The organism is Rhodococcus sp. KRD162 (genome assembly GCF_017168335.1).
In the GTDB taxonomy this organism is placed as follows: domain Bacteria; phylum Actinomycetota; class Actinomycetes; order Mycobacteriales; family Mycobacteriaceae; genus Rhodococcoides.
This window is the reverse complement of sequence record NZ_JABFAU010000014.1, coordinates 20,313-45,370: the sequence shown is the minus strand read 5'-3', so window position 1 is coordinate 45,370 and position 25,058 is coordinate 20,313. Positions and strand designations below refer to the sequence as shown.

Here is a 25,058-nt window from a genome sequence, read left to right as displayed (position 1 = left end):
CGACTCCCGAAGGACCACGCCATGGCCGTAGACGCCGCGGAAGCAGCCCCCGTCACCGATTCACACGACCGCACACAGACGCTGACCGAGGTCGCCCGAGCCAGTGGCACCACGTTCATCCTCGCGATGTTCGTGACCCTGTCCGGCAAGCCCTGCGCCAAACTCGTTCCGATCCAGGCCGTCACACAGTTGGAGGAGGACGGCGTCGGGTTCGCCGGCTACGCCGCAGGCAACATGGGGCAGGAGCCCAAGGATTCCGACCTCGTCGCGATTCCCGATGTCGACTCGTTCACCCCCATTCCCTTCATCAAGCCCGGTCTGGCGATCGTGCACTGCGATCCACACGTGAACGGGGAACCCTGGCCGTACGCGCCGAGAGTCATCCTGAAAAAGCAACTGCGCACGGCCGCGGAGCTCGGCCTGACCGTCAATGTCGGTGCGGAGATCGAGTACTTCCTGGTCAACCGGGTCGACGGGCAGCTCGTCACCGCAGACCGCGGCGACACCAGCAGCAACCCCTGCTACGACGCCCGAGACGTCACCCGTATGTACGACCATCTCACCGAGGTCGCCGACGCGATGAACACCCTCGGCTGGGGCAACTACGCCAACGATCACGAGGACGGCAACGGCCAGTTCGAGCAGAACTTCGACTACGCCGATGCCATGACCACCGCCGATCGTGTCGTCACATTGCGATACCTTCTGTCGGTCATTGCCGAGAAACGCGGCATGCAAGCAACATTCATGCCGAAGCCGTTCACGACGCGTACCGGGAGCGGGCTCCACATGCACCTGTCGCTGTGGAACGACGCGGGCCCGGTGTTTCCGGATGCAGACGACGCCCTCGGTCTCGGTCTCTCGGCCACCGCCTACTCGTTCGTCGCGGGAATTCTCGAGCATGCGTGCGCGCTACAGGGCCTGATCGCGCCGACTGTCAACTCGTACAAGCGAACCGGTGCGACGGCTACCGCGAGCGGAGCGACGTGGTCGCCCCGGTTCGCAACCTACGGCGGAAACGACCGAACCCACTACCTCCGCATCCCGGACAAGAATCGAGTCGAACTCCGCGGTGGCGACGGCTCGGCCAACCCGTATCTGGCCGCGGCAGGAGCGGTGGCAGCAGGCCTGGACGGGGTGCGCCGCAACCTGCACCCGGGCGCACCGGGAAGCGGAGACTCGCCCAGCGAAATGTTGCCGATGACCTTGCTGCACGCCATGGATGCACTCGAAGCGGACCAGGTACTGATCGACGCACTCGATGCTGTCGGCCCCGGCGTCGCCGAGTACTTCGCCAAGACCAAACGCGAGGAATTCTTCGCCTGGCACAACACCGTCAGCGCCTGGGAAATCGACCACTACCTCACCGCCTTCTAACACCCGAACGTTCGAAAGGAACTTGCATGTGCGGAATAGTCGGGCTTCATCTACGTGACGCCACGCTCTATCCCCAACTCGGTGCACTGTTGACGGACATGCTCGACGCCATGTGCGATCGAGGCCCCGACTCCGCTGGTATGGCCGTCTACGGCGACCCGCACTGGTCACCGGAGGGTGAAGCGACTGTCTCGCTTCTCGATTCGATCGTTCCTGCCGGTGAACTGGCCGAGAAGGTCGGTGCGGCGCTGGGGGTCACGGTCACCGGAATCGATCTGGATCCGACCATCGTCCTGCATGGTCCCGCCTCTGCCGATGCGATCACGGCCGCGGTCCGTGAGGTAGTACCCGCTGCTCGAATCATCGGATTCGGTGACGACCTGACGGTACTCAAGGGCATGGGAAACCCGACCGAGCTCGCTCATCGATTCGGCCTACCGCAGGCCAGCGGCTGGCAAGGCGTCGCGCATACCCGGATGGCCACCGAATCGGCGGTCACTGCGGAGGGGTCGCATCCGTTCGCCGTCGGGCCGGATCAGTGCTTGGTGCACAACGGATCGTTCTCCAACCACATGTCGATCAAGCACGAACTCGAACGCGAGGGCGTGAGCTTCGACAGCGAGAACGACACCGAAGTGGGTGCGCGATTCGTCGCAAAGCAGCTCGCCGAAGGTGTCGACCTCGAGAAGGCGCTGTTGATGCTCAACGAGACGTTCGACGGCTTCTACACCCTGCTCGTCTCCAACAGCGACTCGTTCGCCGTTGTCCGCGATGCCATCTCGTGCAAGCCGGCGATCATCGCCGAAACGGACCGCTGGGTGGCCATGGCCTCCGAGTACCGAGCACTGGCGCACCTGCCAGGTATCGACACAGCCCGAATCTTCGAGCCCGAACCGGAAGAGGTGTACGTATGGCACCGTCAGTGATCACCACACAGGACACCGCCGAGACCACTGTCGATCTGCAGTCTTCGAGCACCCGCGCAGTCAACGAGTTGCTCACCTCCCCCGAGGCTCCGGCGCGAGTGCGAGTGACCGATCCGCAAGGTGCGCATGCGCTGGCCTGCGGACTCGACTCGACCATCGACGTCGTGATCGACGGGCACGTCGGTTACTACTGCGCCGGGGTGAACCAGAAGGCCACGGTCACCGTCAACGGCAACGCCGGAGTCGGCGTCGCCGAGAACATGATGTCCGGGCGCGTTCACATCAAGGGCGATGCCTCGCAATCGGCCGGCGCGACGGCGCACGGCGGCCTCCTCGTCATCGACGGCAACGCAGCTGCGCGCTGCGGTATCTCGATGAAGGGCGTCGACATCGTCGTCGGCGGCAACATCGGGCACATGAGTGCCTTCATGGGCCAGGCCGGACGGCTGGTCGTCTGCGGTGACGCCGGTGAGGCACTGGGTGATTCGATCTACGAGGCACGCATCTACGTACGAGGCAGCGTTGCGTCCCTCGGGGCCGACTGCGTCAAGAAGGACATGCGCGAGGAGCACCTGAAAGAACTCGCAGAACTGCTCGATGCCGCAGGGCTGAAACACGATCCGAGCGAATTCACCCGCTACGGCTCGGCCCGTCAGCTGTACAACTTCCACGTCGACAACGCCAGCGCGTACTAGGAGCTCGTCATGACCACACCGAACACCCGCCTTCGTGAGTCGGCGACCTTCGACCGCGGAGTCATCGCCGAAATCCAACGCGCCGCCGAGACCGGCATCTACGACATCCGCGGTTGGGGTGCCAAGCGCAAGCTCCCCCACTTCGACGACCTGCTCTTCCTCGGCGCATCGATGTCGCGCTACCCGCTCGAGGGCTACCGCGAGAAATGCGAAACCGACGTCGTCCTGGGTGACACTCACGCGAAATTTCCCCTCCACCTGGACATTCCGATCACGATCGCGGGCATGAGCTTCGGCGCATTGTCCGGTCAGGCCAAGGAGGCTCTCGGGCGGGGCGCGAGCGAGGTCGGAACCTCCACCACCACCGGCGACGGCGGGATGACACCCGAGGAACGCGGCCAGTCGAAGAACCTTGTTTACCAATATCTTCCGTCCCGGTACGGCATGAACCCGGACGATCTCCGCAAGGCCGACGCCATCGAGATCGTGCTCGGCCAGGGCGCGAAGCCGGGCGGTGGCGGCATGCTGTTGGGGCAGAAGATCACCGAGCGGGTGGCCCGGATGCGAACACTGCCGATGGGGGTAGATCAACGCTCGGCCTGCCGTCATCCGGACTGGACCGGGCCGGACGATCTCGCGATCAAGATCATCGAACTGCGCGAGATCACCAACTGGGAGAAGCCCATCTACATCAAGGTCGGGGCCACCCGCACCTACTACGACGTCAAACTGGCAGTGAAGGCAGGCGCGGACGTCGTGGTCGTCGACGGTATGCAGGGCGGCACCGCGGCCACCCAGGACGTGTTCATCGAGCACGTCGGAATCCCGACGCTCGCCGCGATTCCGCAGGCAGTGCAGGCCCTTCAAGAAATGGGTGTGCACCGCAAGGTGCAACTCATCGTCTCGGGCGGCATTCGTAGCGGCGCGGACGTCGCCAAGGCCATGGCGCTCGGAGCCGATGCGGTCGCCATCGGTACTGCCGCACTGATTGCACTGGGAGACAACAGTCCTCGCTATGCCGAGCAGTACGAGGAACTCGGATCGGCCGCCGGGTTCTACGACGACTTCCAAGCCGGACGCGACCCGGCAGGCATCACCACTCAGGATCCGGAGCTGTCGAAGAACCTCGACCCCGTTGCAGGTGGACGGCGACTGGCGAACTACCTGCGGGTGCTGACGATGGAAGCGCAGACACTTGCCCGTGCCTGCGGCAAGTCGCATCTGCGCAACCTCGAACCCGAGGATCTCGTGGCTCTCACCGTCGAAGCATCGGCGATGGCACGCGTTCCACTCGCCGGAACCAACTGGATCCCCGGCCGTTACTGACCGGGGCCGAGGCACACGATCGCTTCACTTTCGAAAGGGCAACACCTCGCCATGACCTCCTTCGACAGCCTGTGGACGTCGATTCTCGATGTCGGACAGCACCATTCCACAGGCGGCTACCGTCGATTCGCCTGGGGAGACGCCGATCTGACCCTGCGCGAATGGTTCGCGGGCGAGGCAGCGGCCCGTGGCATGGACGTGGAGGAGGATCGCAACGGGAATCTGTGGGCGTGGTGGCTTCCGTCAGGATGGGTGGGCGAACCCACCGGAGCGTTCGTCACCGGATCGCACCTGGACTCGGTGCCCGACGGTGGCGCGTTCGACGGCCCCCTCGGTGTCGTGTCCGCCTTCGCTGCGGTGGACATCCTGCGTGATCGCGGCGTGGAGCCGACCATTCCGGTTGCCGTCACTGCCTTCTCCGACGAGGAAGGTGCCCGCTTCGGCGTCGCCTGCGTGGGTAGTCAATTGACGACGGGTGCGCTGGCTCCCGAACGCGCTCTCGCATTGCGAGACGGCGACGGGATCACTCTAGCCGAGGCGATGACCAAGGCCGGTCGCACGCCGACACACATCGGTGCCGATCCGGCGCTGGCCGATCGCGTCGGGGTGTATGTGGAATTGCACGTGGAGCAGGGGCGAGCCCTGGACCTGGTGGACAGGCCGCTCGCGGTTGCGTCCTCGATCTGGCCGCACGGGCGCTGGGAGTTCACCTTCGATGGTGAAGCCAACCACGCCGGGGCCACGAGGCTGGTGGATCGCCGCGACCCGATGCTCGCATTCGCATCCTCGGTCCACAGCGCGCGCGCCGCCGCGTGCGCGCACGAGAGCGTGGCGACCTTCGGGAAGGTTCACGTACTTCCCAACGGGGCCAATGCCATACCCTCTCGAATCAAAGCCTGGCTCGACGCACGCGCTGCCGACGAGGCCACACTGAGCACGCTCATCGCGGCCATCGAAGCCGAGGCGCGCGCCCACTGCTCGAACGACCGGATCGAACTCGAAGTACTCGCCGAGTCCATCACTCCCATCGTCGAGTTTCCTGCGGAACCGCGGGAGCGGCTGCGCAGGGCACTGCGCCACCTCGGCGACATTCCTGTGCTCCCCACCGCCGCGGGGCACGACGCCGGAATTCTCTCCGCGAAGGTTCCCACGGCGATGTTGTTCGTTCGGAATCCGACCGGCGTCTCCCACTCGCCCGACGAGTTCGCCGAGCGCGAGGACTGCATCATCGGGGTCAGGGCACTTGCCGATGTCATGGCCGACTGGGTCTCGGCCGAGCCGGCCGTCCGGAACGTCGACGGCTAGAAGCTCATCCCCTGCCTCGGAGGCCCAGGTTCGGGTGGTGTTCGCACCGTCGAGTTCCTCGCGAATGATGTCGGCATGTCCAGCGTGCTGGGAGATCTCGCGCAGTATGTGCAGCACCGTGAATCGTGCGCTTTGCCAGATGCGCTCGGGGGCCCAGGGCGCCGTCGGGACCGGGACCGACAGGTCGAGGTCCAAGGACTCGAGCGCGGCCAAGGTGGATCGCGCGACCCCTTCCCACTCGGCGATCAACCCTGCCACTGTTTCGCCGTCCGCCATGACGTACTCCCCGCCCGCGGATGCCATGTCGAACTCGGCCGTTTCGTCGAGCTCCGCGATCACCGTCATCCAGTGCCGCTCGTTGTTGATGACGTGATGCAGCAGCCCGCCGAGAGTGAGTTCGCTCGAGGTGGTGCGCGTGCGGGCTTGTTCGTCGGTGATTCCCCGGACGGTGATGAGGAAGTTCGCGCGCTGTTCGTCGAGCATCTTGGTGATGTCTGCGTTCTCGGTGGCCATTTTTCCTCCTGTGTCGGCTGGTGAAGAGGACACTAACGAGCAATGCGGACAGTTTCGGTCCGCAATCGAAACGAGCGGAATCGGACGAGCGGACGCAAACTATCTCCATGGGCGATCGAGGTTTCACTTCCACGCAGCTGGCGGCACGCGCTGCATATTTGCTCAGGGGTAACGATCTGGGTTCGATGACCAGCGCAGCCCCGCGGTTGTATCCGCACATGTGGAGCTGGGATGCGGCGTTCGTCTCGGTGGGGCTGGCCCCGTTGAGCGTCGAGCGTGCCGTGGTGGAGATGGATACGCTGCTCTCCGCGCAGTGGAAGAACGGGATGATTCCGCACATCGTGTTCGCCAACGGGGTCGACGGTTACTTCCCCGGGCCGGCTCGGTGGGCCACTGGCACGCTCGCCCCGCACGCTCCGATGAGTCCGCAGACCTCGGGCATCACGCAGCCTCCGGTGCACGCGATCGCCGTGCAACGCATCCTCGATCACTCCAAGCGCCACGGACGTACGACGCGCGCCGTCGCCGAGGAGTTTCTCGATCGACGCTGGGAGGATCTGGTGCGGTGGCATCGTTGGCTTGCTCAGGCCCGCGATGTCGACGACAACGGACGCATCGCGGTGTTCCACGGCTGGGAGTCGGGCATGGACAACTCGCCGCGATGGGACTCGGCCTACGCCAATGTGGTGCCCGGAGACATGGACCCGTACTTCCGCGAGGACAAGGCCGTCATCACCGACGCCTCCCAGCGTCCCAGCAACCTCGAGTACGACCGCTACATCTGGTTGGTGGAGGAGATGAAGCAGGTCGGTTACGACGACGACGCGCTCAAGACCAAGATGAGCTTCGCCGTCGAGGACGTGTTCGTCAGCGCCATTTTCGCGGTGGCCTGCGACGTACTGGCCACCATCGGTGAAGATCATTCGCGTCCGCATTCCGATGTTCGGGAGTTGCGTTCCTGGGCGGAGAAGTTCCGCACAGGCGTCATCGCGACGACGGACGCGCGTTCGGGCGGAGCTCGCGATTTCGATCTACGCACCGGCCAATGGATCGGGACCGAGACCATCGCGATGTTCGCGCCGTTGCTGTGCGGCGGCTTGCCCCGTGAGCAGGAACGTAACCTGCTTCGAATCTTCGAGGGCACGCGATTCTGCGGGCATCCTGATCTGCGGTACGCGGTGCCGCCCTCGACGTCCCCGGTCTCGAAAGATTTCCGAGCTCGTGAGTACTGGCGCGGGCCGGTGTGGCCGGTGATGACGTGGTTGTTCTCGTGGGCCTTCGCGCGTCGCGGATGGTCGGAGCGGTCTTTGTCGCTGCGAGACGAAGGATTGCGACAGGCCAGCGACGGCAGCTTTGCCGAGTACTACGAGCCGTTCACCGGCAAGCCGCTCGGCAGCATGCAGCAATCGTGGACGGCCGCGGCGGTGCTGGACTGGCTGGGATAACCCGAGAAAATCAGCTCAGGTAGCTCTCGACCAGCGGTCCGACGAGCTCGAACGCGGTGGCGTCGGGCACGAGGTACTTGGCCACGGTGCCGCACACGAAGGGATGCCAGGCAGACCCGGAGTCGGTTCCAGTGGACGAGACGGCCACGATGTCGCCGAAGTAGATGCCGGGCAGGTGACGCTTGATCAGTTCGTCGTTGTGCGACGCGACGGCCAGCAGCTCCTCGGCGTGACTGCGATCGATCTCCTCGCCCATGGTTGCCAGCAGATCTGCGCCCTCGGTGAGGGCCCGGACGGGGTCGCTGTCGAGCAGCGTCAGGGTGCCGACGGTGATGCCACGGCTCTGCAGTTCCACGGCGATGGCGTGGGCGAGAACTCCGCCGAACTGGTGGCCGAGCAGGTGCACAGGGCCGTCGGTCTGGATACGAACGATGTCGTCGGCGTACTGCGCTGCCAGCGCCGCGAAGGACTCGGCACGCGCACCGGACGCCGGTACCTGAATCCCGTAGATGGGTCGGGCGTCGTCGACGTGCGCTGCCAGGGTCGAGTAGCAATCGATCAATCCCACCAGCGGGTGGATGCAGAACACCGGGTGGAGGTTCCCCGCGGTGCGGATCGGCGCGACGGTCGGGACGGCGTAATCGGACGGGTCGAGGTCCGTGAGAGCCAGATTCGAAAGATCGTTCACGACAGTCATGGGTGCGCCTCCGAGCCGAGAGATGTAGTTCGTGTTGAAATTGTTTGTTCGTGCCGACTGTGGGTATGTCGCCAGCGGCAGCGTGAGTGTTACCCACGTCTCATTATCGAAGACTCAACCACGTCTGCGAACAGAACGCATTAGTGACTGTTCACCATTGAGTGCCCAGGTCCGGGGCCATAATCTCAGCCGGGTGGTCTTCTCTCGCACCGTCCGTGCCCTGTTCGGAATGCTCTCGGTCGGCGTCATGGCAGTTGCCATGCCGGCGGTCGCCTCGGCTGTTCCACAGGGCCCCGATGTCTCGTCCTGGCAGCACATCGACGGCACCGCCATCGATTGGCACGCCGTCAAGGCGGCAGGCCACGGTTTCGCCATGGTCAAGGCGACCGAGGGGTTGGACTACGTCAACCCGTACTTCGTGGAGGATTCGATCGTGATGCGCACGGCCTCCGTGGCGCGCGGGGCCTACCACTACGCCGACGTGACGCTCTCCCCCGAATTGCAGGGTGCGTACTACTCCGCGCTGGTATTGGGCATCAACGGCCCGGGCGATCTGCCGCCCGTGCTCGATCTCGAGGACGCCAAGGGCAAATCCCCAGCCGAGTTGATCGACTGGACGCATCGCTACCTGAACACCGTCCAGACCCTGACCGGACGCCAGCCGATCATCTACACGTATCCGCACTTCTGGCGGACGGCCATGGCCGATACGCACGAGTTCAACAACTACCCGCTGTGGATCGCCGACTACAACGACGAGCTCGGACCGCTGCCCGGCGGCTGGAGCAACTGGCTGTTCTGGCAGTACACCGATCGCGGCACCATCCCCGGAATCGACGGGGGAACCGACATCAACCACTACTCGGGCACTCCGGAATCGCTGCGGACTCTCGCTCGCTGGTGACGCCCCCCGAGGGCAGCGACCCTCAGCTCAGCGCCCGTTCCAGGGTCGGCCACGAGGTCCGCAGCGCGTCCTGCCAGTACTGCCACGAATGTGTTCCGGAGGGACGGAAGTCCGTCGTCACGGGGATGTCGAGCTCGCCGAGACGATTCACCAGATTGTGAGCGCAGGTGTTGGCTCCGGCCTCGATCAGTCCGCCCAGCACGATCTGGTCCGCCAGCGGCGGGGATCCGGCCGGCCGGTCGGCACCGGGCATCTCGTACGGCCCGGGCAGACCGCTGGCGTTGGAGACGAACAGTTCGAGCCCGCGGAGTTTGTCGGCGTTGACGAGCGGGTCGTGTTCCACCCAGCGCGGATCACCGTCCGGACCCCACATGTTGTCGGTGTTGCCGCCGCCGCGCAGCGCCACCAACGCACGAATGAAGGTGCGGGTCACCGGATCACTGGTCTGCGCGCAACCGCTGTACGACGCCACGCCGCGATACAGTCCCGGCGCGTGGATCGCGAGATCGAGCACCGAGCCCGCAGACATCGACAGCCCGCCGATGGCGTTGACGCCGTTGGCACCCAACGCCTCGTCGAGGACCGGCGGTAGCTCGTGGGTGAGGAAGGTCTGCCACTTGTTGCGGCCGAGCTTCGGATCGTCGCGCTCCCAGTCGGTGTAGTAGCTCAGGTACCCACCGACGGGCATCGCGACGTTGACGTTCTTGTCCGCGAAGAAGTCCACGATATCGGTCTTGGCCAGCCAGTTGGCACCGTCGACACCCGCACCGGCACCGTTGAGCATGTACAGCGTCGGGCGCGGCACCGAGGTGTCGGCGGGCCTGATCACCTGAATCTTGATGTCGGTGTCCATCGACGGCGAGTAGACGTACACATCCCAGCGGACGTCGTCGATCTTGTCGATGCCCCGGACCGCTCCCACGGGTCCTCGGGCCTGTTCGGCAGCTGGGGACACAGGATCCGCGGCCGCGACCGCGGGCAGGCCGAACAGCAGCCCCGCGGCCACCAGGATGGCCGTCAGACGTGGAGCTTTCATCGATTCTTCGGTTCTCTCTTCTCGGTGGAGCGAAGTTCGTGGGCGATGCGTGGGCCGATGGCCGCGAGGGTGGCAGGCGCACACATCTGCCAGTGCGTGGCTCGCGCGGAGATCACCGTGACGTTGCCCGCGATATGCGGATACCACTGCCCGACGCCATGGCGGCGCTCGAGCCCGGCGTCGACGTACAGGACATCGCCGGGATATACCCCGGGTCGATGTTCTTGCAGCAGTTGGTGGTTGTGCTGTGCTGCTCCGATCAGTCGCTCGATGTCGGTTCGGTCGAGGATTCCGCCGGTGTCGACCGAACCGAGCAGTTCGCCCGCGGTGTCGAGGGAGACCATCTGGCCGTCGGGCACGGCGAGATCGAGGCCGAGCCCGGACATCAGGTCTGTCACCGGCAGCGCGTCCGCCCAGGCCCCCTGGTCGCCGTGGTGAGCGTCGAGCAGTATCAGCGAGGCCACGGTACGGCCGGACGCGACCAGCTGCCTCGCCATCTCGTGCGCGATGACGCCTCCCAGCGACCAACCGAGTAGGTGCACCGGCCCCTCGGGTGCGACGCGGATGATCTGCTCGAGATAGCGAGCGGCCAACTGCACCAACGTCCTCGGCAACTCCTCTGGGGCCGGGGTCTGCAGCCCGTACAGCGGATTGTCGAGGTAGGTGCCCAATCCGGTGTAGCACCAGGACAATCCGAGTATCGGATGGATGCAGAAGACCGGTGCGCCCTGGCCGCTCTGCTGCAGCGGGAGCAACACGGCCAGTTCCTCGGTGTCGGAGCGGCCGGACGAGATTCGTTCGGCGACAGCGGTCACCGTCGCATCCATCAGCAGCGACTGCATGCCGAGCTCGTACGAGCGGGCACGCAGCTCGCCGATCACCCGCATCGCAGACAGTGAACTGCCACCGAGATCGAAGAAGTTGTCGTCCAATCCGATTCGTTGTGCGCCGAGGACGGATTCGAATGCCTCGACGACGGCGATCTCCGCCGTCGTCCGGGCGGGCCGATAGGCGGTGGCGGTGAACACCGGAGTCGGCAGTGCGGCAACGTCGAGCTTGCCCGTTCCGGTACGCGGAACCTGGGCGATCACCGTGACGGCGGCGGGCACCATGTGGGCGGGCAACGAGCGTCGAGCATGCTCGCGGACCGCCTCCGGTATTGCGGTGCCGGTGATGTAGGAGACCAGTGTCTTCTCTCCTGTCGGTCCGGGCACAGCCAGCGTCACCGCGGTACCGACTCCGGCGTGTGTGGTGAGCACAGCGTCCACTTCTCCCGGCTCGATGCGGAATCCGCGAATCTTGACCTGCTGATCGCTGCGGCCGCAGTAGAGCAATCGTCCGTCGGCGGTTCGCCGCACCAGATCTCCGGCGCGGTACATCCGGGTTGCCGGGCAGCTGGGATCGGCAATGAATCGTGTTGCGGTCAGGCCTGGTTGGCGAAGGTATCCGCGTGCAACCGCGGGACCGGCGATGTACAGCTCGCCGCGTACTCCTACCGGGACGGGCCGCAGGCGCGCGTCGAGGACCAGTGCGCGCAGACCGTGCAACGGCGAGCCGATGGTGATCGGCTCGCCGGCCCGCACTTGTCCGAGCGTGGAGATGTCGGTGGCCTCGGTGGGGCCGTATCCGTTGAGCATGAGCCGTCCTCGACTCCACCGAGCGACCAGTTCGGTACTGCAGGCCTCGCCGCCGACACACAGAACCTCGAGGCAGTCCAGCCCCTCCGGGTCGAGTGTCGACAGTGCCGAGGGCGTGAGCACGGCGTGAGTGATCTGCTCGTCGCGGATGAACGCCGCCAGCTCGGATCCGCCCAGCACGGTCGACGGTGAGATCACCAGTGTCGCTGCGGCGGAGAGCGCAGAGATCATCTCTCCGACGGCCATGTCGAAACTCGGAGACGTATTGTGCAGAAAACGCGTCGAGGGCTCCACACGGTGCAGTTGCTTGCGCGATGCCGCCAGGTTGGCCAGTCCTCGGTGACCGACCACGACGCCTTTGGGTCGCCCGGTCGATCCGGAGGTGTAGATCACGTACGCGGAGCTGGAGTCGAGCACCGGACCGGCCAGTTCAGTTGCCGCAATGGGTGTTTCGTCCGCCTGCTCGAACTCGACGACCGATTCCGGATCGTCGAGTACGACCCAGGGTACGTCCGAGGGCAGACAGCCCCGCGAGCCGGACTCGGTGATCCCGAGCACGGCACCGGAGTCGGCGATCATGTGCGCGATGCGATCGGCCGGATAGGCGGGATCGACCGGGAGGTAGGCGGCACCGGTTCGGGTGACGGCCCAGGTGCAGAGCACCGACTCGGCCGAACGCGAGAGCGCCACCGCGACCACGTTCTCGGGTCCAACACCGTATCCGAGCAGTACCCGAGCCACGCGGTTCGCGTACGCGTTCGCCTGTCGATAGGTGTAGTCGATCCCGTTCCAGCGCAGGGCAGGCGCATCGGGTCGGGCCGCCACGGCGGCGTCGATGAGCTGGCCGAGGGTTCGGACGGGAGTATCGGCAGGGCCGTGGAGCACACCGTCGCGGGCCGGGGCGAGATCACCTATCGGAGCCGCCGGATCGGCCAAGGCGGCACCCAGCAGGGCGGTGAACTCGTAGACGAATCGTGCAGCGGTGTCGTGATCGAAAAGATCGGTCGCGTAACGCAGCGATCCGTCGAGACTGTCCGAGTCCGTGAAGGTCAGCGCCACATCGAAGCGGGTGACCTCGGATTCGTACGGGAACGGCGTGATGTCGAGCCCGGGCAACGTCAGATCCTTCGGCCGTTCGGTCTCGAGCGCGATCAGCGCTTGGAACAGCGGCGAGTGAGCGGTCGATCGCGCCGGTGCCAGTGCCTCCACCACCTGCTCGAACGGAACGTCCGAGTGTTCCATCGCCGCGAGATCGACGGTGCGGGCCTGCGCCACCAGATCGGTGAACGACCGAGAAGGATCGACGCTCAGTCGCAGGACGAGGGTGTTGACGAACATTCCCACGACCTCGTCCAGCGCACCCGATCCCCGGCCCGATACCGGAGTGCCGACCGGGATGTCCGAACTCCCGGTCAGCCGCGCCAGCAGTGCGCTGTAGGCCGCATGCAGCACCATGAACACCGAGGAGCCGGTACGCCGTGCCAGCGAGCGCACCTCTGTCGTGGTCTGCTGCGACAGTGAGAACTGCACTGCCCGGCCACGTTTGGAGGCCACCGCCGGCCGTGGCCGATCGGTAGGTAGTTCGAGAACGGCAGGCAGATCGGCCAGCGTTCGCCTCCAGTACCGAAGCTGCTGCGACAGAACCGATGCCGAATCCTCGTCGCTGCCGAGAACAGTGCGCTGCCATACGGCGAAGTCGGCGTACTGCACCGGCAACGGCGACCACTGCGGTGTGGTTCCGTGCAGCCGAGCCCCGTAGGCAATCGCCACGTCCCGCGCGAGCGGCATCATCGAGAGCCCGTCGGCACTGATGTGGTGCACGACGAGGACGAGCACATGTGCGCTCGGATTCGTCCGTAGCAGCGCCCCGCGCACCGGGACCGCGGCCGTGACGTCGAACCCTCGCCCGATCACGGCCGCCACCCGTGCCAGCACCTCGCTGTCGTCGACGTCGACGGGGTGCAGGTCGAGTGGGACGTCGTCGACGATCACCTGTACCGGGTCGTCGTCGACCACCGGGAAGTAGGTCCGCAACGATTCGTGGCGTGCGAGTACATCATCGACTGCGAGTTGTAGCGCCTCGCCGTCGACGGAACCGTTCAGCTGGACCGCGAACGCGATGTTGTACGCCGCCGATGCCGGGTCGACACGGTTGAGCAACCACATCCGCATCTGTGCGAACGACAGCGGTATCACCGACGGGCGCGGGCCGGCCACCAACCGCGGCAGGGCGGAACGTTCTGCGGCGTCGACCACCACGGCCAGCGACCGTACCGTCGACGATTCGAACACCGACCGCACCGGAAGCGCAGTGCCTGCGGCGTCGTTGATGTGGGCGATCACCCGGGTCGCCGACAGTGACGTGCCGCCGAGCGCGAAGAAGTCGTCCCCTGCACCGACAGCAGCGGTATCGAGCGCCACAGCGAAGGCCTCGGCGACGAGACGTTCGGTGTCCGTTGCGGGTTCGGCGAATTCCGGTGTGGACAGCGTCGGGGTAGGCAGTGCCGCTCTGTCGAGCTTGCCGTTTCCGTTCCGTGGTAAAGCGTCGAGGATCATGACCGTCTGCGGCACCATGTGGGTGGGCAGGAAGCCTCGAGCATGGTGTCGAATCAGTTCGGGGTCGAGTACTCGGCCTGCGACGGGGACCACATAACCGACCACTCGATTGTCGTGGACCGCCGTCACTGCCTGGGCGACACCATCGCAACCGGCGACTACCGCGTCGATCTCGCCGAGCTCGATCCGGAATCCGCGCACCTTGACCTGTGCGTCACGGCGTCCGATGTACTCGTACCGTTCCCCGGTACGGCGAACGAGATCGCCGGTGCGATACAGCCTGCGGCCGCGGTGGTCGGCGACGAAACGTGATGCGGTCAGCCCGAATCGACGGTGATACCCGCGTGCGACGCCATCTCCGGTGAGATAGAGCTCTCCGACCGTTCCGGTCGGCACCGGGTGGAGTCGATCGTCGAGAATCACCGACTCGGCACCCCGGACGGGACCCCCGATCGAGATGGGAGCGTGGGGCTCGAGGGGGCCGTCGATGGTGGCGAAGATGGTCGTCTCGGTGGGGCCGTAGCCGTTGAACAGTCGCAGGTGCCCGGCCCATGCATCGGCGAGGGTCGGTGGGCAGGCCTCCCCGCCGACGACGATCGTGGTCGACTCGGCAATATCGGTCGGGTCGACGGTCGCCAGGGCGGCTGGGGTGACGAAGGCGTGGGTGATGCGCTGCAGAACGGCCGCGAGCTCGGTGCCGCCGAGAACGTCCGAGTCGGCGATCACCATCGTCGATCCAGCGCCGACGGCCAGGAGCAGCTCGAGCACCGAGGCATCGAAGCTCGGCGATGCGAAATGCAAGGTGCGGGAGGAGTTGTCGAGATCGAAGCGATCCACCAGGTCGGCAACGAGATTGACCAACCCGCGGTGCGAGACCACGACGCCCTTCGGTTGCCCGGTGGTGCCGGAGGTGTAGATCATGTAGGCGGGGTGATCGGGCCGGAGCATCTCGGTGCGCTCGAGGTCGCCCACCGGAGTGCATTCGCCGTCGGACGCGGAGGCGTCGTCGATGCAGATCCAGGTCGGTCCGGTCGGTAGCGAATCCAGATGCTGGTGGTCCGTGATGCCCAGTGTCACCCCCGAATCCGCCAGCATGTACGCGATGCGGTCGGCCGGATAGGTCGGGTCGATCGGAACGAACGCAGCCCCGGTCTTGGCCACTGCCCAGGTCGCGAGCATCGAGGTGATACCTCGGCGCAGTGCCACCGCCACGTACTGCTCCGGTCCGATGCCCCGTCGAATCAGGCTGCGCGCCAACATGGTTGCCGCCTCATCGAACTCCGAGTAGGTCCACCGAGCGCTACCGGCCTCGACGGCGACAGCGCTGCCACCTGCACTCATCACCGCACCGATCAGCAGATCGGGCAGGGTGCGATGACCGAGCTCGGGTGCACCGTGCAGTCGTGGTGTCTCGCTCGCGGTGAGAATCGCAATATCGCCGACCGGCCGATTCGGCTCCGCCACGGCAGAGTCGAGCACGGTGCGATACCGCTCCGCGAGATCGGTGACAGTTTGGGCATCGAATATGTCCGTCGCATAGACGAACTCGATAGATCCCCCGTCCGGTGACGAGTAGACGGTGACGTGCAGATCGAATTTTGCCGCCACATGTGAGGTGTCGAGGGGGCGGATCGACAGGTTCGCCAGCTCCACCGACGGTGGCCTGGCATCCTCGAACGACAGCATCACCTGGAAGAGCGGGTGATACGCCGTCGAACGCGGTGGCGCGAGGATCTCGACGAGCCGCTCGAAGGGTATGTCGGCGTTGGCGTACGCGTCGAGATCGCGCTCACGCACCGAGCCCAGCACCTCGGTGAACGTCTGTGACGGGTCGATCGGAGTACGCAGCACCAACGTGCCGACGAACATGCCGACGAGGTCGTCGAGGGCGCGTTGCCCGCGTCCGGCTATCGGTGTGCCGACGGTGATGTCGGCACTGCCCGAGACACGTGCGAGCGTCACCGCCAGGGCCGCGTGCACGATCATGAAACGGGTGGTTCCGGTGCGCTCGGCCAGAGCAGTCAGCGCTGCGACGGTTCCGGCGTCCAGATCGATCGACAGACGGTCACCGCGATGGGAGGCCACCGGTGGATGGGGACGATCGGTCGGCAGCGCGAGCCGCTCGGGGGTGTCACCGAGAATCGCCTTCCAGTATCGGATCTGTTGAGAAGCAACCGAATCCGCATCGTCCTCGTCGCCGAGACGATCGAGGGTCCACAGCGTGTAGTCGGCGTACTGCACCGGAAGCGGCGTCCACTGCGGCGGGCGGCCCGCGGAACGCGATTGGTAGGCGATCATGACATCGCGGGCCAACGGGGTCATCGACCACCCGTCGGCGGCGATGTGGTGGGCCACTACGACCAGTACGTGGTCCTCGGCGGAGATCTCGAGCACTGCCACGCGCAGCGGCGGGGTCGCGGTCACCTCGAAACCCTGTGCTACGAGGGAATACAGGGCACCGTCGAGCATCGGTTCGGTGGTGTGGCCGAGGGTCACGTCCGGGTACTGCGTGGTGACGACCTGCTCGGGGCCGTCCGGACCGTCGGGATACACGGTGCGCAGGATCTCGTGACGCTCGACGACATCGACCACTGCGGCCCGCAACGCGTCGACGTCGAGGGCTCCGGCGATGCGGAAGGCACCCGCGATGTTGTACGCACCCGACGCGGGGTCGAATCTGTTGAGCAGCCACATCCGATGTTGAGCCGGGGACAGCGGAATCCGTGGGGGGCGAGGGCCGGCGAGGACGATCCGACTACCTCCCCCGCGCCCGAGACGATCTGTCAGTGCCCGGACCGTCGGGGCCTCGAACAGGTCTCGGACGCCGAGGTCGGAGTCGAGTTCTGCGTTGATCCGCGCGATCACCTGGGTGGCGGTCAGTGAGTCGCCGCCGAGGCCGAACCACGACCGGGTCACGCTCACCCGTTGGACGCCGAGGACATCGGAGAATATCTGTGCAACTGCCTGTTCGGCGTCCCCGGTAGGTTCGACGAACTCCTCGGCGGACTCGAACGGTTCCGGGAGAGCGGTGCGATCGAGCTTCCCGGTGGTACCCAGTGGCATCGCGTCGAGCACGAGGATGCTCGACGGCACCATGTACTCGGGCAGGGTGCGCACCGCCTGTGCCGTCACCGATTCGGAGCTCGCGGTGCCGACGATGTAGGCGATCAAGCGATCCGAGCGCACCACTGCCACCGCTGACTGCACGCCATCGGCCGCGAGCAGCGCGGCTTCCACTTCTCCGAGTTCGAGGCGCTGGCCACGGAGTTTGACCTGGAAATCGTTGCGGCCCAGGTAGTGCAGAGATCCATCCTCGGACCATCGGACGAGGTCTCCGGTGCGGTACAGCCGGCTGCCCGCGTCCGCGGCGACGAACCGGGCGGCCGTGAGATCTGGGCGGGCGGCGTAGCCGCGGGCCAGCTGCACGCCGCCGAGGTAGAGCTCGCCGGGGACGCCGACGGGGACGGGGCGAAGCAGCGAATCGAGTACGTGCACAGTGGTGTTCCACACCGGGACGCCGATCGGTACCGGACCCGGTTCGCCGGCACCGGTGCGGTGGTACGTGACGTCGACAGCTGCCTCGGTCGGTCCGTAGAGATTGTGCAACTCGGCATCGATCACGCCGTGGAACCGGTCGGCGACGGCTCGGGGCAGTGCCTCGCCGCTGACGAAGACCTGCTGCAGTGAGGTGCAGAACTCGGGTGCGCCGTAGGTGAGGAACAGCTCCAGCATCGACGGCACGAAATGCGCTGTCGTGATGCGGTGTTCGCGTACCAGGGACGACAGGTACATCGGGTCGCGATGGCCGACCGGCTCGGCGACGACTGTGCGGGCCCCGGTCATCAGCGGCCAGAACAATTCCCACACCGAGACGTCGAACGTGGCCGGAGTTTTGTACAGCACGACGTCTCGGGTGCAGAGTGGATACTGGTGTTGCATCCACAGCAGCCGGTTGACGATCGCACGGTGGGAGACGGTGACGCCCTTGGGCTGTCCGGTGGAGCCGGAGGTGAACAGCAGGTACGCACCGTGGTCCGGCCGTAGCCCTGGCGGCGGCGCGAGAGGCGCGGTGCTGAACTTCCTCAGGTCCAGCTCCGCGGGATCGACCACCTGCACCGGAGCGTCCGCCAGCGTGCCGAGAATCAGCGACGGCGATGCGGTACGAACCAGGTGAGCGATGCGCGCACGTGGCATCGAGGCGTCGATCGGGAGGTAGACACCGCCCGCGGCCACCACCGCATGCACTGCGACGAGTTGATCGAGTGAGCGATCCATCGCCACACCCACCACGTTCTCGGGCCCGACTCCGGTGTGGCGCAGGTACCGCGCCAGGCATCGCACTCTGGCCCAGAAGTTCTCGTACGTCAGACTCTTGTCCTCGAAGACCACCGCGGTGGCCGCGGCATGCTCGACTGCTGCTGCCGCGAGCAGGTCCACGAGAGTGTGCTCGGCCACCGGGTGTTCGGTGCGATTCCAGGCTGCCCGACGCGAATGCTCATCCTCGGACAGCAGGTCGAGGCGCGCCACCGGCGTTTGCGGATCACCGATCAGTGCGTTCAGCGCCGCGGCGACACGTTCGGTGATCGCAGCCGCTCGATGCGAATCGATCGCGGCGGCCGCGTACTTCACGGTCAGGCTCATCCCCGGTTCGAGGACGGTGATCAGCGTCAGTGGGTAGTGGGTGGCATCGGCGATGCGAAGATCGCGCACGCGCATCCCGGCTATGTCGGTATCGCGGTCGAGTGCGGAGTGGTCTACCGGATAGGACTCGAACACCGTCAGCGTGTCGAATCCGGCCCCGCTGCCCACTCGGGAGCGAACCTCGGGCAGACCTACGTGATGGGCGTCCAGCAGATCCACGCTGTGGGCCTGCACACGGGTCAGGATCGAGGCGACGGTGTCGTCCCGGTGGATCCGCACTCGCACCGGAACGGTGTTGATGAACAGACCGAGGGTGTCCTCGACGCCGGTCAGGTCGGCCGGTCGGCCCGATACCGTCGCGCCGAACACGACGTCGTGCCTGCCGAGTTCGGCGGCGAGCACCAGCGACCACGCCGTCTCGACGATGGTGTTGACGGTGACCGAGAGGTTCCGTGCGGCGTCCTTCAGTGCCGCGACGGCGTCGTCGTCGAAAGGCACCGGCAGCTCGACCGGCAGATCGTGCTCTGCGCCGTGGCCGGGTGCGAGCAGGGTTGCTTCGTCGAGGCCCTCCAAGGCCTGCGCCCATTTGTCCAGTGCGCCTTCGTGATCGCGTGAGCCGAGCCACTCGAGGTAGTCCCGGTACGTCCGCGCCGGTACCGGGATGGGTTGATCGGCGGCGTAGAGCACCAGCAGTTCTTTGACGAAGATCGGCATCGACCACCCGTCGAACAGGATGTGGTGGTTGGTGACCACCAGCGATGCCCCGTCCTCGGTGTTGACCAGTACGAATCGCAGCAGGGGCGGCGCCGCCAGATCGAATGCCGCGGTCCGTTCGGCGTGGGCGATGGCCGGGACGTCATCCGCATCGGCATCGACGGTGCGCCAGGGTAGTTCGGGATCGGTGAGCACCAGTTGCGCCGGAGCACCCTGGTTGTCTCGAACGAACGCCGTGCGCAGGCTGTCGTGCCGGGAGAGGAGTCGGCGCGCCGCTCGGTGCAAGCGGGCGGTATCGATATCGCCGCCGAGATCGAACACCAGCTGGGCGGTGTAGACATCGACGTGCCCACGCACGAGTTCGGAGTGGAACATCAACCCCTGCTGCAGCGGAGACAGCGGCCAGATGTCCTCGAGTTCGCCGAAGGACCGCTCCCACCGACCGATCTGGTCCTGATCGATGCGGACCAACGGAACGTCGCTCGGTGTCAGTCCACCCGCGTCCGCGGCACCTGCGTGCTCGGCCAGAAGAGTCAGTGCGGTGGTCCACCGTTCGGCAATGTCGCCGACGGCGTCGTGATCGAGCACGCCCCGCGGGAATGCGAACGTCGCACGCAGCTGTCCGTTGGTGACGACCGCGTTGATGTCCAGTGCCACCGGAACCGGCAGTCGATCGCCACTGCCCTGCCCGATCTGCGTCGATGCGTCCGGTATCCAGCCGCGTCCGCGCAGGGCATCGGGAATGTCGGTGTCGATCCGACCCAGATAGTTGACGCTGATCTGAGGACTGTTGCACTCGGCGAGTACGGCGGCGGTGCTGTCGTTCAGGTATCGCAGCAGACCGAAGCCGGAGCCCGCGCCCGGTATCGCGCGCAGCTGTTCCTTGATCCGCTTGATCGCCTCGCTCACCGTCGCCTCGCCTGCGAGGATGCGGTCGGCATCGATTCCGTCGAGTGACAGCCGTACCGGATGCGTCGAGGTGAACCAGCCGACCGTCCGCGACAGATCGGCTCCGGGCACGAGATCCTCGTCGCGGCCGTGACTTTCGATCGATACGAGGAACGAGGACGGTCGTTCGGTCCAGATCGCGAGCGCCAGAGCGGTGAGCAGAACGTCGTTGACGGTGCCTCGGTAGGCGCGTGTCAACGGACCGATCAACGCCTCGGTGATCTCGGCGGTGAGCTCGACCTCCACCTGATCACGGGTCGCACCGACGTCGATGCTCGGATCGAGCGGGCGAGAACCGACAAGATCGTGGGGACCGTCCAGAAGTGCTGTCCAACCGACCAATTCCGATTCGGCCGCAGCGGATACCTCGACCAGTCCATGGGCCCAGCGGCGCATCGAGGTCGCCACCGGCTGCAGGACCACCGCGGACTTCGCCTGCACCTGATGCCATGCCGCAGCCAGGTCGGGAACCAGAATCCGCCACGAGACCCCGTCGATCACCAGATGGTGTGCGATGACGATGATGCGCCCGATGCCGTGGGTGTCGATGATCTCGGGACGGCCGGTGTCGGGGGCCACCCAGACCACCTGCAGCATGACGCCCGCACGTGGCCGTAGCCGCCTCGCGAAAACTCGAGCGGATTCGGAGAGCACAGAGGCGAATTCGCGGCTTCCGGGCTTGCTGGCCGTCGACACTCGGGTGACGACCTCGTCGAGATCCACGCTTCCGATGGGCCGAATATTCAGGCCGTCCTCGGTCAGGACCGAGCGCAACGCGTCATGATGGTCCAGTAGTGCTGCCACCGTCCGCCGCAGCCCGTCGAGTTCGAGATCGACGGGTGCAGTCAGCACCATGGTCTGGTGAAACGCATCGATGCCGTCGGCCAGGATCTGCGATTGCACGGTCTGACGCATGATGGGGGTCAACGGCATATCGCCGACGCCGCCACCCGGCAACTCGTCGAGGGTCTTCTGGTGCGCGGTGTCCGTCGCCACTTCCGCCAGCCCCGCCACGGTGCGACGCTCGAACACGTCGCGAGCGGTGATCACGACGCCGAGCGATTTCGCACGAGCGACCAGCGCGATGGCGACGATGCTGTCGCCGCCGAGCGCGAAGAACGAGTCGTCGACGCCCACCGAGTCACGTTGCAGGACCGCGGCCATCGCGTCGGCGAGGGTCTTCTCGACCGGCGTGACCGGGGCCCGGTAGGCGGTGGTGTCGGACTCGAACGACGGCTCCGGCAGTGCGGATCGATCGACTTTGCCGGTGGGAGTCAGTGGGATGGCGTCGAGTTCGACGAACATTCCCGGCACCATATGGGTGGGAAGGAAGCCGGAAGCGAAGGTGCGCAACGCATTGTGATCGACGGTATGCGCCGGTTTGACGTACGAGACCAGGATCGCGGCATCGCCGCGGTGATGGACCACCGATACCGCGAAGTCGACGGACTCGTGTCGCGACAGGACGGCGTCGATCTCGCCGAGTTCGATGCGCTGGCCGTGGACTTGCACCTGAAAGTCGCTGCGGCCGAGAAACTCGAGCTCGGCGGAGTGGAGCGGGCCCGTCCACCGCACGATGTCTCCGGTGCGATAGAGCCGGTTCCCGTGGCCGAACGGGTCGGCGACGAAGCGAGCCGCGGTCAAACCGTGCCGCCGGTGATAACCGCGGGCCAGGCCAGGTCCGCCCAGGTAGAGCTCGCCTGCCGAGCCGGGCGGAACCGGTCGCAGCAGCCGATCGAGCACCAGAACGCGGGAGCCCTGCACCGGCCGGCCGATCGTGATGGCCCGCGGATCGGTCTGCGGCGCCGTCACGGTCACCACGATGGTCGTCTCGGTTGGCCCGTAACTGTTGAACAGCAGTGCTTTCGAGCCGAAGCGGGTGACCAGATCGGGCGGCATGACGTCCCCGCCCACGACGACGGCCTCGAGCTGCGCGAGCTCGGTTGCATCGACGGTGGTCAGCAGCGCGGGTGCGCAGATGATGTGGGTGACGCTCCGCTCCCGCAGGAAACGGGTGAGCTCGGTGCCGCCGATGACGGCGGGCGGGGCGAGAACCATCGTCGCTCCCGCGCTGAACGCCTGGATCATCTCGAACAGTGATGCGTCGAAACTCGCGGACGAGAACCGCAGCACTCGGGACGAGCTGCGAACGTGCAGTTCGGCTCTCGCGTCGGCGGCGAACGTCGCGAGTCCGGCATGGGTGACCAGTACGCCCTTGGGAGTACCGGTGGAGCCGGAGGTGTAGATCATGTACGCGGCGTGTTGTTCGGTGAGGTCGAGGCGTCGATCGGCATCGGTGACGGGTGCGCTGGATCGGGCGGCACATTCCTCGCGGAGATCTGCGTCGTCGAGTTCGAGCCAGTGCACTCGTTGCGGAAGCCGGTGCGAAAATTCGTGTTCGCTGATTCCGATCGTCACGGCGGAGTCGAGGAGCATGTGCGTGATGCGCTCGGACGGATATGCCGGATCGATCGGCAAGAAGGTGGCACCGGATGCGGCGACGGCCCACAGCGCCAGGATGGATGCCGCTCCACGGGGTAGCGCCACGGCCACCACGCGTCCCGGCCCGGCTCCCCGCGCGATCAGTGCCCGCGCGAGGGCGTTGGCGCGGTCGTCGAGCTCGCGGTAGGTCAGCGATTCCTCACCGAATTCGACCGCTACGTTATCTGGTGCCGTGTCCACGCCGCGGCGAAGCAGATTCGGAAAGAGCTCGGGAACAACAGCATCGGGGCCGGACAGCGGTACGAGCGTCGACCGCTCGATGGCGTCGAGTACGTCGAGACCCAGAATCGGTGCGTCGGATGCGGTGGTGAGAAAGCGCTCGAACAACGTCAGAAACCGTCGGTGCAGAACGGCGAACTGCTCGCTGCCGTAGATATTGGGATTGCCTTCGAACTCCAAGCGGGAGCGGGACCCGTCCGCCGCCGGGTAGATGTTGATCGACAGATCCTCCACCGGCCCGGTGGAGAGCACGTTGAACTCCCCCGTCAGCTGACCGAACGGAACCTCGGTTTCGTAGGCCATGATGTTGATCGCCGGGCCGAAGAATCCGCGGGTATCGCCGCCGCGCCCGGCGTCGCGGCGAATGTCCTCGGCTCGATAACGCTGGTGCCGAAGGGCACCGGTCAGCTCCAACTGGACGTCGTTCACCAGCGTCTCGAGCGTGCACTGCGGGGTGATGCGCACCCGGATGGGGAGCACATTGGAGACCATGCCGCCGGATCGGCGCAGCACCGCTGTCGTGCGGCCGGCCACCGGCAGACTCAGCACCAGGTCGGTGGTTCCGGTCATCCGTGCCAGAAAGGTGGCCACGGCAGCGATCGCGAGCGGAGCGAAGGCCGAGCCGAGCCGGCGCGTCGCTTCGTCCACGGCGCGTTCGATGTTCTCCGGTAGGTACCCACCGCACAGGTGGGCCCGAGCCGCTGGGGGCGCGACAACGCCGGTGATGGACGGCGGCGGCGGTAGGTCGGTCGTCTTGTCCTGCCAGTACTGGCGGTCCTTCGCCAATCGTGGGGACTGCCGATAGTGTGCCTCTGCGGCGTAGACCTCCGCGAGCGAGCCGGCTCGGGACGGGGTGGGCTCGCGGCCCGCGCTGACCTCGGTGTAGATCGACGCGACGCGTCGCATGAACTGCACGGCGCCGTAACCGTCGAGCACGATGTGGTGGACGTGGGAGTACCAGAACGTCCGGTCGTCGTCGATGCGAAGCACCGCGCCCTTGATCAGGCGTCCGTGGGTCAGATCGATGGCGGTGCTGTAGGCCTCGCGCATCCATGCGTGCGCGGCTGCCTCGGGATCGGCCTCTCGACGGAAATCGAGCACGAGGGTGTCGTCGCCCTGCTCGACGTCGATGTACTGGTGCGGTTCTCCGTCGATCTCGAGCAGTCTCAGTGAACCCGCTCCGAACTCGCGCGCGGTGCGGCGGCCGGCGTACCGCATCAGATCGAAATCCACGGCACCGCGAATATCGAGGTAATTCGCGATCGTGATCGGCACGGAACTCAACAAATGTTGAGCAAACCAGAGTCCGCGTTGGGCCGGTGTGAGGGGAAAAGGCTCGGTGTCCGCGATGGACGTCCGATCTAGCGTCTCTTCCCGAATCATCAGTGAATCAACGGATTCCAATGACTGGCCTCTTCGTGCACTCGAGGGAGCGAGTAACGGTACATCGTGCTGCGGTGAATGGAATTCGACGTTGCCCCGACACGTCCTCCATCTCGGGGCAATGCCCGCCATGGAGTTCCGGATACCGGCGTATCGAGGTAGGTTTGCACATCCCTCATCGACGGGTCAACCGGCCGTGCGGTATTCGCAGAGGGCCCTGTGAATACCCAGAAT

The 25,058-nt window shown here is 65.9% G+C and carries 10 protein-coding genes and 1 pseudogene; 7 read left to right on the top strand and 4 right to left on the bottom strand.

What is annotated here, in order from left to right:
• The first annotated feature begins 21 nt into the window (after nucleotides 1-21).
• Genes glnT through J1M87_RS20485 form a run of 5 tightly spaced genes read left to right on the top strand, consistent with a single transcriptional unit; the run spans nucleotide 22 to nucleotide 5,629 of the window.
• A complete protein-coding gene (gene glnT, locus J1M87_RS20505) occupies nucleotides 22-1,377 on the top strand; it encodes a type III glutamate--ammonia ligase (protein WP_206491575.1) in 1,356 nt (451 codons plus the stop codon).
• Between the two features lie 26 nt (nucleotides 1,378-1,403).
• Nucleotides 1,404-2,303 (top strand): glutamine amidotransferase family protein, encoded by a 900-nt coding sequence (locus J1M87_RS20500; RefSeq protein WP_206491507.1) that lies wholly within the window; start codon nucleotides 1,404-1,406, stop codon nucleotides 2,301-2,303.
• Entirely contained in the window at nucleotides 2,288-2,998 is a 711-nt protein-coding gene (locus J1M87_RS20495; RefSeq protein ID WP_206491504.1) for a protein glxC, read from the top strand. Before J1M87_RS20500 ends, J1M87_RS20495 begins: the two co-directional genes overlap by 16 nt.
• 9 nt (nucleotides 2,999-3,007) lie before the next feature.
• Entirely contained in the window at nucleotides 3,008-4,324 is a 1,317-nt protein-coding gene (locus J1M87_RS20490) for an FMN-binding glutamate synthase family protein (RefSeq protein ID WP_206491502.1), read from the top strand.
• Nucleotides 4,325-4,375: 51 nt separating this feature from the next.
• On the top strand, nucleotides 4,376-5,629 hold the full coding sequence (locus J1M87_RS20485) for an allantoate amidohydrolase (RefSeq protein ID WP_206491499.1): 1,254 nt from the start codon (nucleotides 4,376-4,378) through the stop codon (nucleotides 5,627-5,629).
• A 9-nt stretch (nucleotides 5,630-5,638) separates the two neighbouring features.
• Here J1M87_RS20485 and J1M87_RS20480 read toward each other — a convergent pair.
• Nucleotides 5,639-6,142 (bottom strand): annotated as a pseudogene (locus J1M87_RS20480) (DinB family protein); the annotation flags it as partial.
• 107 nt (nucleotides 6,143-6,249) lie between these two features.
• On the opposite strand from J1M87_RS20480, the gene J1M87_RS20475 reads away from it, so the two are divergent.
• Nucleotides 6,250-7,587, top strand: coding sequence for an amylo-alpha-1,6-glucosidase (locus J1M87_RS20475; protein WP_206491498.1), 1,338 nt, complete (start codon nucleotides 6,250-6,252; stop codon nucleotides 7,585-7,587).
• A 10-nt stretch (nucleotides 7,588-7,597) separates the two neighbouring features.
• Here the strand turns inward: J1M87_RS20475 and J1M87_RS20470 are convergent, their stop codons facing one another.
• Nucleotides 7,598-8,284 (bottom strand): thioesterase domain-containing protein, encoded by a 687-nt coding sequence (locus J1M87_RS20470; RefSeq protein WP_206491497.1) that lies wholly within the window; start codon nucleotides 8,282-8,284, stop codon nucleotides 7,598-7,600.
• A gap of 229 nt (nucleotides 8,285-8,513) precedes the next feature.
• Between J1M87_RS20470 and J1M87_RS20465 the strand changes: the two genes are divergently transcribed.
• Nucleotides 8,514-9,188: a glycoside hydrolase family 25 protein gene (locus J1M87_RS20465; protein ID WP_206491574.1), complete on the top strand. Its 675-nt coding sequence runs from the start codon at nucleotides 8,514-8,516 to the stop codon at nucleotides 9,186-9,188.
• 22 nt (nucleotides 9,189-9,210) lie between these two features.
• On the opposite strand, the gene J1M87_RS20460 is transcribed toward J1M87_RS20465, so the two are convergent.
• On the bottom strand, nucleotides 9,211-10,224 hold the full coding sequence (locus J1M87_RS20460) for an alpha/beta hydrolase family protein (protein WP_206491496.1): 1,014 nt from the start codon (nucleotides 10,222-10,224) through the stop codon (nucleotides 9,211-9,213).
• Nucleotides 10,221-24,824 (bottom strand): non-ribosomal peptide synthetase, encoded by a 14,604-nt coding sequence (locus J1M87_RS20455; RefSeq protein ID WP_241257280.1) that lies wholly within the window; start codon nucleotides 24,822-24,824, stop codon nucleotides 10,221-10,223. The genes J1M87_RS20460 and J1M87_RS20455 overlap by 4 nt, the downstream gene beginning before the upstream one ends.
• Between the last annotated feature and the right edge of the window lie 234 nt (nucleotides 24,825-25,058).